At 34.5% G+C, this 12,505-nt stretch carries 8 protein-coding genes; 1 reads left to right on the forward strand and 7 read right to left on the reverse strand.

Annotation, left to right across the window (positions count from 1 at the left end; translation table 11 throughout):
- Nucleotides 1-20: 20 nt before the first annotated feature.
- The 3 genes from CA600_RS21095 to CA600_RS21105 form a co-directional block, all read right to left on the reverse strand.
- Nucleotides 21-5,798, reverse strand: a complete 5,778-nt coding sequence (locus CA600_RS21095) for a DUF4011 domain-containing protein (protein WP_094872631.1) — start codon at nt 5,796-5,798, stop codon at nt 21-23.
- 366 nt (nt 5,799-6,164) lie between these two features.
- Nucleotides 6,165-7,763: a recombinase family protein gene (locus CA600_RS21100; RefSeq protein WP_179281689.1), complete on the reverse strand. Its 1,599-nt coding sequence runs from the start codon at nt 7,761-7,763 to the stop codon at nt 6,165-6,167.
- Nucleotides 7,741-9,222, reverse strand: a complete 1,482-nt coding sequence (locus CA600_RS21105) for a recombinase family protein (RefSeq protein WP_094872635.1) — start codon at nt 9,220-9,222, stop codon at nt 7,741-7,743. Before CA600_RS21105 ends, CA600_RS21100 begins: the two co-directional genes overlap by 23 nt.
- 269 nt (nt 9,223-9,491) lie before the next feature.
- Between CA600_RS21105 and CA600_RS21115 the strand changes: the two genes are divergently transcribed.
- Complete coding sequence (locus CA600_RS21115) at nt 9,492-9,827, forward strand: helix-turn-helix domain-containing protein (protein WP_094872639.1); 336 nt, start codon at nt 9,492-9,494, stop codon at nt 9,825-9,827.
- 120 nt (nt 9,828-9,947) lie between these two features.
- Here the strand turns inward: CA600_RS21115 and CA600_RS21120 are convergent, their stop codons facing one another.
- The 4 genes from CA600_RS21120 to CA600_RS21135 form a co-directional block, all read right to left on the reverse strand.
- Nucleotides 9,948-10,697: a hypothetical protein gene (locus CA600_RS21120; RefSeq protein ID WP_094872641.1), complete on the reverse strand. Its 750-nt coding sequence runs from the start codon at nt 10,695-10,697 to the stop codon at nt 9,948-9,950.
- Nucleotides 10,687-11,175 (reverse strand): protein-export chaperone SecB, encoded by a 489-nt coding sequence (locus tag CA600_RS21125; protein WP_094872643.1) that lies wholly within the window; start codon nt 11,173-11,175, stop codon nt 10,687-10,689. Before CA600_RS21125 ends, CA600_RS21120 begins: the two co-directional genes overlap by 11 nt.
- A gap of 79 nt (nt 11,176-11,254) precedes the next feature.
- A complete protein-coding gene (locus CA600_RS31330; protein WP_094872644.1) occupies nt 11,255-11,788 on the reverse strand; it encodes a hypothetical protein in 534 nt (177 codons plus the stop codon).
- A gap of 406 nt (nt 11,789-12,194) precedes the next feature.
- Entirely contained in the window at nt 12,195-12,374 is a 180-nt protein-coding gene (locus tag CA600_RS21135) for a helix-turn-helix domain-containing protein (protein ID WP_094872646.1), read from the reverse strand.
- Nucleotides 12,375-12,505: the final 131 nt, after the last annotated feature.

Below are 12,505 nucleotides of genomic sequence, written 5' to 3' on the forward strand. Positions count from 1 at the left end.
GCACGCCATTTTTCTAATATCTAAACTAAGTATCTTATTGTTTCTAAATAATTTTCAAGCCGATTAACTTCAAATCTCCGCTTTTTAAACCACTCTTGTGACCAAATTCGATAAATTTTCCAACCTAACCCCTCTAAAACTTGTTGACGAAGCCGATCTCTATCCCGCGCGACTTTTGAGCTATGATAAGCCTTTCCATCGCATTCAATACCCAACAAAAACTTATTGTCATTCAGTGGATCAACAATAGCTAAATCAATACGATAGCCTGAGCAACCAACTTGAGTTTTAACTTTGTATCCCATATCCGTAAGAACATTGAATACATCCTCTTCAAATGGTGAGTCAAACTCCATCTCTTTATGCGATGTCATACTGATCGGCAACTTGCCATCCATAGTGGTTTGCATATAGTCCTTTAGTAAGCGTAAACCAGTATTGCCGCTTACTTTTACGTCGGATAAATCAGATGGCTTTAAGGAGCTAATTAGTTTCATATGATATTTGGCTCGGGTAACAGCTACATTTAACCGTCTTTCTCCACGAGCTTTGCTTAATGGTCCAAAATTGTAATGCAACGTTTGATCAGCTGCCTTAGCATAGCCCACGCTTAAGAAAATGACGTCGCGTTCATCACCTTGAACATTCTCCAGACTTTTGATGAAATACTCTTCATGAGCCCCTTCTTGAAAGAAACGTTCAAATAACGGATTTGCATTTCTTAATATGGTCAGTTCATTCTCTATAGCAGAAGCTTGAGCCTCACTGAATGCAATTACTCCTAAGGATTGATTAGGGTGTTCTTTAAAATGCTCAAAAACTAAATTTGCAATCTGTTCTGCTTCTTTTTTATTCGTTTTATTTCCGCCTCGATCGTATACGCCATCTTCAACATAAACAAATTCTGTTCCCAAATATGGGCCGTTATCTGAACTTGGGAAAGTGATCAAATTATTGTGATAAAATGCTTCATTCGAAAAAGTGATTAACGACTCATGTTTACTACGATAATGCCATCGCAAATTTATTGGAGGGAGAACATGAGCGCACTCATCCAGAATACTCTCATATGAAACTTCTTGATCCTCTTCTTGTTCATCATCGAAATCTTCTTCAATCGTACTGCTATGGAAAAAATTCGTTGGGGGCAATTGTTTAGTATCACCTACAACAATCAACTGTTTTCCACGTACAATAGCTCCGATCGCGTCCTCAGAGAATATTTGTGATGCTTCATCAAATATCACCAAATCAAACTGAATTACAGAAGCATCCAAAAATTGACTTACAGACAACGGACTCATAAGTAAACATGGTTTTATTTCCATGAATAAAGAAGCTGTCAGATTTAATAATTTTCTTATTGGGTAGTGTCTTTTTTTCTTTCCTATTTCCGCTTGTATAATTTGAAGTTCTCGACGAAATGCAAGTGAATTAACCGCATGGTTTCGGTTGGATTCTAATCTCTCTTTTATACGATGGACATTCAACTGATTGCTCTTTACATCCAGTTTTCTAAAAGTAGTCACATCAGTATTCATTTCCTCTGCGTCAAAATCAAATAAAAGAGGTTCGTTTTTATAAATTTGATCCAGCCAAAGAGTAAAAAATCTCTTTTGGAATAGATCCTTAAAGGTAAAATCGCCAATGCTTTCATTTTTTATTGCAAGCATAAATTTATCGAGCCCTAAATTGGATGCATGATCTTCAAGACGTCGATATCTGATCCAGTCTTCCAAAAGATCAATTGAATCAATACGAACTTCTGAAAAATGAATAAGCTCCACCAGTTTGAGCTCAGAGAAATCTAATTCCTTGAAAATAACTGATACAGTGAAATACAAATGCAGATCTTTTTGAAGGTCCATGTTTTTTTCTAATTCTTTTTCCGCCTGCTCTAGCCACTCCATGATGTCGCTTTTGTTTCCATTTCCTTCCGAAGTAACATAATCCAGCAACTTAGTCGGCATTTCTATATTATTAAACAAACCATGCCATTCATCCGTCCATGCTAGTGCATCAAAGATTTGTTCCCAATTTGTGTTGTACCCAGTAAATCGATCACCGAATACAACTTTAAGATTTTCCAACTCGTTATCGATAAGCTGCTTATATATTTTGACGCGGACTGCCATCTCTAAAGTATTTCTAATCTCATCAAATGTTAAGTCATTGTTCATAAAATATGAGCCGATTTTAGAGAATCCATACTGCCATTCTTCAACTAGCCGTTTTATTGACGTAAGTGTATTTCCAAATTCATTATATGGCCAATACAATTCTGGACCTTCGTAACCCGAAAAGAATTTTGGTAGTGTCTCTCGATACTTTGGAATTTCTTTTTCAATGCTACTTAAACATTGTACAAGGGGAGCTATATCAACACTAAATTCCTCTCCACTGAGCATTGCTTTTTTAAACTCTTGGGTAATCTGAATATTACTTTTAAATAACAAATTAAATTCTCCGATAAACCTAATGAGCATATCCCATTCCGTATCATTACCTTTAAAAGAACTCCCCAGAATATTCATGTTACTTTCATAACTTTCGTCTAGCTCTGTAGATTTCTGCTTAAGGATAATAACTTTTTTCAAATCTTGTTTTAAGGAGATCACGTTCAAACTCATTGGATTCAGAAGGTGCTTACTAAATTCATCTACAAAAATAAAATACGAATTCACATTCTCCGATCCAATCTGAAGCTTAGAAAATAATTGTTCTAAATTGACCTTAGAAGCATCTGTACCAGATAAATTCATTAAATTCGGAAACTCATTTTGAATTAGATTGATATTTTTTTCCAAATCGTTACTTAATTGTTTTATCTGGGTAAAAGAAGTCTTTAGTTCCTCTATTTTACCCGCAGGTCTAAGTAAAAGTTCTCTTAATGATACAGTCATGCTTCGTCCTTGATGCCATTCTACGATCTCTCTTGTAGTCGATAGTGCTTGTTCGATGGTATACCAGTTTGTATCAGATGCTTGGTAATGCCAGCCCAGTGATGTCTGTAACTCAGATTCCATTTTATTAATGGAGTTTTTGTAATCCATCACTCGTTTAATATTACGAACGTTTTTCTGAAACGTATCAAAGTCTAATTTTTCATTGGATTTCAGATTACACTTTAGCCATTTTAAATCCTTTTTATAGGAACCATTAAAAACCCTCAAAAATGACTGGTACTGACCCTCACACCGTTCGAAAATATCGTAAATGCGCTCGTCATATGCTTCTTCTTCAAATACCTTAGTAAATTTATCGAACTCTATTTGATATTTACTAAATAACTCCTTCCCCTCTCGAATAGTCGTTTGTATATCACGGTAATTATTTAAGTCAAACCAACTTTCGAGTGGTTTAGGAGATCTCTCGATAAATTTAATCACAATTTCTAGATTATCAATCAAGGAAAGGTTTGTTAATTCTACTCCGAATAATGACTCGAACTCCATTTTATATGTGTTTAATAGTTTTGTTATACTGAAAAAATCACCGAGTAAACTTTTCACCTTTGATTTTTGATTATATAAATTAATATCCTCTAATCCTGATCTTTGAGTACTTCTAAATGATTCAACTAGAGACTCACTGACATCAAAATCAATTAAAGCTTTTTCAGCATTGATTTCTAAAAAGGATGGATTATATTTAGATAATAAAATACTTCGTAATGATGTATTCTCTAGGTACTTTTCTTTTGTATTCATAGCTTGATTCAAAAGATTTGCTAATCGCTTCTCATCAAACCAGTCCTCTGTTGGAGTTACACTTTGGTTTAACAAAGTAAGGTATCTTAACAACTGGCTTAGTTCTTTAGCATTTTCCAGCTGTTGTATTCCAAGGCGAGAAGCTATTTCGGCATAATCAGAGGCGTTGGAGAAAAATTGTAAGATATCATCGATCCCATTTATTAATGCACTTTTAGTTAATAAAAGTTCGTTCAGTTTTGTTTCAGGAATCATCGAAATCAACTGTTCATTTTCAATATATAGCTCGTTATAAAGATCTTGAAGGCTGCTCTCCTCCAATATATTTTCATTAACCCTTGTAGTTAGCTTCTTTTTGTCATCAAGAAATGATGAAAATCTCTCTTGATAATTTTTTGCATCAATAATGATTTGGGATATATCCCCTTTATTAAACCAACCCATTGGAGGCATAGGGGAATGCTTAGCCATATCCAATATGTTAGTTGCCTTCTTTAATTCATCAAGAGTAGAGATCTTTAGTCCCGTAGAATATTCGATATCTGATGCAACTTTTGTCGTATTTTCTACTTGATCTCTCATCTTCTCAAGAAATTTTTTCACTTTTGATTTTATTTCCAGTGAGAAGCTCTCATCGTTATAGCCTTCCCATGGATGAAAGTTAGATTTATAAACGGAGGCCCGATAACGTTCTAGATCAGATAATAATCTGTAAATTGATTCGAGCTCAGTTGTTGGACTAATGCTAAAATCCACTGTGAATTCTGGGACATTTTGCAGCCTAGAGAGTATCCCGTGTACTTCGTATACTGACTTATCATACGGTTCTCTGGCTAAATGAACCTTTTCTGAGTATGTATTTAATTTCTCCCTTATGACATTTATTTGGCTATATACTTCCTTGGATATTTTCTTATTTGATTCTTGTATATTTAATACATGATTTATTTCATCTAGAACCTGTCTCTTATTGGCTTTTTGACTATGCATTTCAATACAAAAGTCTCCCAACCCTTCACTCTCTAAGCGACTTTTCACTACATTTAGTGCCGCCATTTTTTCACTTACAAATAGAACCTTTTTATTGTTTGCCAAGTTCTCTGCAATAATATTGGAGATGGTTTGGCTCTTACCTGTGCCTGGTGGACCCTGAAGAACAAAACTCATTTCGTTTTTAGCAGCCAATATTGCCTGTTGCTGGCTTGAATCCGCATCGAGTATATTGAATATTTCATGGGAAGGAACATCCCGATCCATACTAGTCTCATCAGGAACTCGTGTATGATCAAATGTTTGTTTTCTACTCTCCTCGTTTGACACACCTGCAATCTCTCTGATTAGCGGATGACTTTCAATTATATCTTTATAAGTCTCCATGTCCTTATACATAACCAGCTTATTAAAGGAGAATAAAGATAAATAAACATCTTCTTCGACGCTCCAGCCCTCAAGATTAATAACTAATTCTCTTATTTCTGCCCATAAATCATTAACGCTAATGCTTGCTGAATCTTCAGGGAGCTCAGGCAATGTAATGCCATGCTGCTCCTGCAACATATGCGCTAAAAAAGGATTAATCACAATTTCATCTTCAAACTGATTCAAAGTAAATGGGGCATTCGCACTAGTTCTTTTTAAGGTAGCAGGAACTAAAAGTAACGGAGCAAGGAAATCTGATGAGGTCGAAAGTTGTGTTTCTTTCCATTTCAAAACTCCAAATGATAGATACGAAATATTTATTCCTTGTTCATTCATCCGTGTTTTCGCTGCAGTTCTAAGTTTATTTAAGATCTTATTATAATTTTGAGTTTCTTCTGCAATTCGCTTCTTCTTTTCCAGTTCTTCAATTGTCATTGATTTAATCTTTTCAATCTGTTGAGAAAATTGAGTAGCTAATTTATCACAGTCTAATTGCTTTTCTTCTCCCACCAGCGATTCGTATAAATATGAAGGGGCATCTAAAAAATTCACGCTATTTGTCTTCTTTGGTTTGAAATTGAGTAGGGTGTTCCTTTTGCTCATATCGATGAGGTTCTTTTTCCAATTCGCTATTCTATTAGATAACTGCTGTTCGATTTGTTTATCCATTTTATCCACCTATTCGGTATTTGATATCTAACCGTTACCAATTATTTCATAAACATACGCAATAACTAGGTAAATTGTACCATGCAACTCATAGTAATAGAATAAAGAATACTAGGAACGTCTAATTCATTATGACCTAATAACCGAGCTACTTATTTGAACAGTCATACCTTAATAATTGTAGAAACTAAGAAGCCTTATATACCGCAAGGTTTAAGGAGGGTACAAGCCTATTAAAACTCGGTTTTATACAAGCCTCGGGATCGAATGTCTAAGAAAGAACCGAGTTCAGATCTTTCCTATTATTCTAGTTATTGACCTAATAACCGAGATATAAAAAAAGACTTGCTTCATTGTTGAAACAAGTCACTTCACTTCAGTATATAGCAAGTCATGTCGAGCGTTAATTCTAACATTCCCTACACGATCAATGCTGATCTCTTGTACAAACTCGAATAATAAACCACGAAACAATCTCGAATCGTACTCATCTTTTTTATCTTTTGTATTTTGTTGCCGCTTTAAATGTTCCACCTTTATTTGTTCTAGCTTGCTTTTAACATTTTCTTGATTGAGCTGTAATTTCTGGAGTTGTTTAATTTGATTTTGCTGCTGTATCAATTGTTTATCAACTACACTAATCTTCTGTTCGTAACTTTGTTTAGACAGTGTCAATATCCGAATGAGTGTCTTTACATTGTCCCTGATTATTTCTGCTTCTTCTACATCCATACTATGGAGAAGAATAAATTGTTGATCTATTTCAAACGTAACCTTACTCAGTTGATCCTTATAATTTAATATTGTTTGGCTAAGTACATCACAATCTCTGCCCAATTTCATAATGTCACCCTCTATGCTCATTAAAACCTGCTGAATAATTACACTTGCATGTTGTTGTCGCAAATTTTTCATTAAAAAATCAATTATTTCATGTGCTTTGTTCAATTCCACTCTGTAATCACAAGTGGAACACCAATAATATTTAGATCCATATTTTTCTCCTGATTTCCCTGTGGTAGTTTTATCTTTACCTATAAAATAACACCCACAAGTTTCACATCTAAGAAGATCCTTTAGTAAAAAGCTCGTTTTAAACCGCCGTGGAGGAAGCTCACCATTGACCCTCTTATCATATAGCTCCCAGCATCTCTCCCACTTTTCTAATGTGACAGCTGCTGGAATTCTATCGCTGTGTAGCATCTCCCATTTTGATCGGTCATTAAATGAATTATTTGCTCGCTCTTTCTTTCTTCCGCGAGTCAAATATCCTGCATAAAAGGGATTCGTTATCACAGCTCGAACAGCCTGGTCAGTCCATTCGCAGCCATCATATGAGTTGAAAGGTAATTTTTGAGCTATCTTATCGAAGCCAAAGTAACCTAGATACATACTGAAAATTTTTTTAACAATCAAGAGCTCGTGTTCAACTGCTTCGAAGAGTTTTGTTTGTGAATTATAACGATATCCAAAAGGGGGTTTTCCTCCACGCCATTTCCCTTGTTTAAAAAAAGTATACATAGTATCCCTAGTCCGAACGCGGGTGTTATCTACTTCGAATTTTGAGTTGCCATCCTTGATTAGATCAACTAAAAGATCCCCAGAATCATAAAGGCTTTCTGTACTCGCAATGATAACGGGAATCTTATACTTTTTTAAAGTTGAGCGTATCTCTTGATGTTCGCTTGGTTTTCTTGCTAGTCGGTCATGCTGTGAAATAACTACAAAGTCATATTTATTTAAATGAGCGTGGGCGAGTAAAATTGATATACCATTGCGACCCTTCAGATCCTTTTTTCTTGCTGAAACTGCTGTGTCTAAGTACTCACCAACAAATTCACATTCATATTTCCGAATAATCTCTAAAGCCATACTTCTCTGAGCATCCATCGTTTGCTTGTCTGTTGAATGCCTACCGTAAAATACTCCCCTCATTCCAGGACTAATCAACGCTTTTAAATGCAATTGTAATTTCACCATCCTTAGAGTTTACTAATTCAAAAAATGGATGTTTCAATTCAATTCGGGGTAAGAAATCAGGAGGACCAATTTCAATTTTTCGCACAATATCATGTAATAATTCAGCTATCTCCACACTATTCATCTTAGCGAGCTTATCTTGGATATTTAACTGAGCCCATATAGCTTGAATTCTTGCTGGATATACCTTTATATAACTTTGAGTTCTCAAAAGTAACTTCTTTTGGTTCTCGAAATGAACCAATTTTGAATATACTGTCACCATTCTCTCTTGGGTATTAGGATCTTTATTGAGAATCCACTGTTCAGTAAATCCAATTATCCTATCGTTTAACATTCTCATTTTTTGTTCTATTTCTATAAGTTTGGCTGAACTTTCTGCATTCACTTGATTAATTACATTCATAAGCTCATCGCTGTTTTTAGGATTGGTTATTTTTTTAACCCATTTGGTTGCTTCTTCTAAAACGTACTTCTCTAATACTTGTTGAGGAAACTTGTTTCGATAATGGGCGGTGCAGTAATACATAATAGTTTCTTTTCCAGCCATTGAAATTAATTTTCTTTTTGCTGGTTCATTACATGTCGTACAAAATACAAGTTCATCAAGCATCGCTATTTCGGAATTTCGCTTGCCTCTAGTCTGTATTAATGTTTTAAGTACCAGTTGGGCTTGATTCCATTTATCTTCGTCAATAATTCTCAGTCGTTTTTGTTCAATTTCGATAATATCATCATTGAATTTCGCTCTACGAAAACCCATATATTCAGGCGTGGTTATATACTTTTTAATTTTGTTGTAATTGTTTTTGTTCTTTTCAATAATCCCCTTAGACTCTACATGCCTAACAAAATCACTGAATGTACGACATTCAGTGATTAATAGTTCATTAAAAATACTCACGATTTTTTCAACTTTTATTGGATCGGGTTGTATATTCTTTTCTGCATCAAGGAAGTAGCCAAAAGTCAATCTTCCTCCATGATTTTTCCCATCGGAAAATAGAGCAAGTTTAGTATCTCTGATCCGAAGTGCGATTTGATTAACCTCTCTCTCGTTAAATCCAGCAATGACCAATTCAAAAAACTCCCCTGCTGGTGAATACTGCAGAGGGAGTTCATTACTAGCCGAAAAAATAACCTGAACGTTATATTTTTTCAATAGCTCGTAAATTTCTAAATGCTGTCCAACATTACGTGCTAAGCGGTCGCGTTTGTAGGCAATCAAAGTTTTTACATTACCTCGTTTAATGTCAGTAAGCAATCGTGCAAGATTGGGTCTGTCACTAATCTCATTTATACGTGCTGAGACTGCTGTATCAATGTATTCTTCATCGATTAACAATGAGCGCTGAGCAGCAACAGCTTCAGAGATGGTTCTCTGCATGGAAATCGAGTTTTCTTGTGAATCTATTGATGAGCGGCAGTACAAAACAGTTCTCATACCCCCTCCACCTCCCTCTCTAAAAAGGTATGCTCATCCTCGCTCAAATTTGCTAGTTCTGAATTCAAAGCTTCTTTAAACAAATCCACATACAAGGCTAGCCATTTTTGCATAGCTTCTGGATCATGGACATACGTAATATTTGTTATCTTTATTTTGGTTACATCAGATGGTCTGATACAAATCCTCCTTTTGCGCATTAATATTCGTTATTTACATCTTTCAAAATCCAAATTTTGTGGCGTATAATCAATATTAGGGGGTGTTCCATGAGAACGTTGGGGCAACAGGTCAGAAATATGAGGCTTCAGAGAAACATTGGCTTAAGCGATTACGCTCAGGAGCTCGGAGTATCTACGGGCTATCTTAGTAATTTTGAGACTGGTAAAACTGAAACAATACATCTGGCTATGCTTGAAAAAATACTTAGTGACCTCGGTATTACTCTCTCTGGCTTAGAGGGAAATTCGGAAATTGAGCAGCAATTGAATCGAATTAAGTCCTTGCTTGCAAAATTACATAGCGATTCACCTGAAGCTTTTCAGTATTTTACTAATAACTTAGAGCATGGGGTTAAGTTGTTTTCTAAGTTTGATAATAAGTAGTATGGGTAAAAAAGGAGATATTATTCACCTAGATGAAATTTAATTTCACAATAATAAAAAAAGAGCTTGATTCGGTTTCAATTCCGAACCAAGCTCTTTTTTTAAAATGAATTATCTTTCTCAAGAAGCTGGTCTTGTTTCTGCATCTTCTAATTGAAATAACTCATCACTACCAATGATAACAAATTCTGAATCATTCCACTTATCTATAGACTCTAATTTTTTTCGAGTTAAATTCTTATCTCCTAGAGAAATCAAATACACAGTATGCAATAATTCTGCATCATCCAATTTTTCTTTTAATAATCGAAGATAATTAATATCTTTGCTGTGGAAAGCTCCAGGACTAAACTTTACCTCAATAAATTCTCCTCGATTACCATCCCATACACCAGCATCTACACTCTGTCGATTTTCATCGCTATCTTCTTCTCCTCTATAAGCAGCAAGGCATATATATTTTATTTCTTCTCCATCAATTTCAACACCTTTTCCAAAACCCATCTTACAGGCTTTACCCATATACCTATTGTTGAGTACTTTCTCCACTAATTTTTCTGGAATAAGACCCCTAATTTTTTTAATCTCCTCATCTGTTTCACAAACATTAAAAAAATTCTCTGCAGAATTAATTAACATTTCAATATCAGTTGCAGCTACTCTTTTCCGCCCCCTTTTCCTTGATGCCCAACTTTGTAGTTTATTTTTATAGTCATTTTTTCGCCACGATGAACTTATTCGCATAAAATCAATAAAATTAGGCAGTTGTCCTTGATATCGATATAGAAAGTCAGCAATCTGTCCTGCTACGGGTTCCAGTGTTGGATAAGGCCGATCCGAATAAAAGAAATTAATCCTGTTAATTGACATTAAGATCATCCTCAAGATCCTGGTTAATTTCCGTATTCAGTTTTACTGACTCCAAAACATCCATCGTAGGAATTACTATTGGATCAAAGCCCATTTGAACAGATATATTTGAAACTGTTGTACGAACATAGGACAATAACAAAGGTACAACTTGCATATCAACCCATTGTTCTAGATTTGTAATTGTAGATTCAGGTTTTCTAACAAAACTACCGCGATAAACAATAACAATTTCTAAATCGTTGGAATCTTTTTCTTCTTGTTTAAGATTAACAACTGTTCGTAAATAGCCATCTACAGTCTCTTCATCAATAACAGTAGTCTTTGTGCCAAATTCCATTTTAACAACATAATTTGCGTTAACTTCATCGCAATTCTTTTTTGTTGTTATTTCTTCCAGAATGACCTTTTCTAATTGAACTTTAATTCTAGCAAAATTATAAGCTTTTAAATAAAAGTCAGAATCATGAGTAACCAAATAATATCTCTCCTCATAACAAATATGTAAATATATATTAATATAACATAACACGAAATTACAAAATGTTACAATTACATCAAAAAAAACTCTGTTGCTCGATAGCAACAGAGTTTTGAAAGTCAAAATTTTTATAGGGTTCTGATTTAGGTACCTGTTCAACAATTTTTGTATAGATTGATTTATAATGGTCCCCTGTAGAGATAGCCAATTCCTCATTAGTACTAATTAAATTTTCAATTGCTGTAAATGTACTCGCAATTGACTCAAACACACTTGAAATTAATCCGTTATCAATATCTGACTCGATAATAAATAATCGATCCTCAAGGCAATCTAAAGTATCATCCGAACTAATAAAATGCGTTGAAGATATTTTATGTAGTGCCATCTGGCCATAATCCTTAAACCACTTCCAAAAGTAGGTATATTGATTATCTTTATAAATACCGTCATTAATCATCTCGTCTAAATTACGATAATTTTGATAGGGCATATTAAGAAATTTTCCCAATGCACCAAACATTTTAGAGATAATAATATCTAGAATTTGATTGGCCTCACCACTAGAAGATCTTGAGACTCCAATAAAATCCCATAAATCTTTATTCATAGTAGGTCCTCCTTAATTTTTATTGACAATAGTAAATATACCAAAGAAATATTATAGGTACAACTATAATTATTTTAACCACATTTATCAGTGCCTAATCTTGTCATTAATTCCTCATCACAAAACTGGTATTTATTATTAGAATTATCAGCATCCATTAGAGCACTTACTTAAAATTCACAACCCCTTCCTTACTATTATTTATCAATATTATTCGCGATTTATAATCTTTAGAATTAGTGTCATAACAATCTTTTCCATTTTATTGTGCACTTAAGTTTTCATCATGACTTCCCTTATTTCTTCACGAGAAGTTTGCTTCCTGTTTGTAAAGAAATTATTAAAAACTCAGATGTGAAAAGAAGAACACAAAAACTTAATCATAAAGGATCTCCCTAAATTCATACTATACATGCGATGTAATTTCAAACCACATCTCCTTGGAGATGTGGTTCCGAACTGTTTTTTCGCTGATAAATAATAAACCAGCGATATCACGAGTCGTTTTGTCCTGCACGAGAAGCTCAAAAACTTCGCGCTCACGATGAGTCAACAGAAATTTGCTGTGGTGTTCGTTCCCCTTCAATGGTGTCACCCCTCCTTGCCCTGGGTTTGTTTGGTATAACAAGGTAAAGGGATACAGTCAAAACATATTATGTATTGATGAAGTTAATGGTGCTGTCATAACTACAAAATGGGCTTAACCATCCGAAGCTT

Source organism: Paenibacillus sp. VTT E-133280, from assembly GCF_002264385.1.
Lineage (GTDB): Bacteria > Bacillota > Bacilli > Paenibacillales > Paenibacillaceae > Paenibacillus_AQ > Paenibacillus_AQ nitricinens.

Coding starts and splice junctions, on each gene's coding strand:
- CA600_RS21095 (WP_094872631.1), bottom strand. CDS start 5,798: ATGGATAAACAAATCGAACAGCAGTTATCTAATAGAATAGCGAATTGG.
- CA600_RS21105 (WP_094872635.1), bottom strand. CDS start 9,222: ATGAGAACTGTTTTGTACTGCCGCTCATCAATAGATTCACAAGAAAAC.
- CA600_RS31330 (WP_094872644.1), bottom strand. CDS start 11,788: ATGAATAAAGATTTATGGGATTTTATTGGAGTCTCAAGATCTTCTAGT.
- CA600_RS21115 (WP_094872639.1), top strand. CDS start 9,492: ATGAGAACGTTGGGGCAACAGGTCAGAAATATGAGGCTTCAGAGAAAC.
- CA600_RS21120 (WP_094872641.1), bottom strand. CDS start 10,697: ATGTCAATTAACAGGATTAATTTCTTTTATTCGGATCGGCCTTATCCA.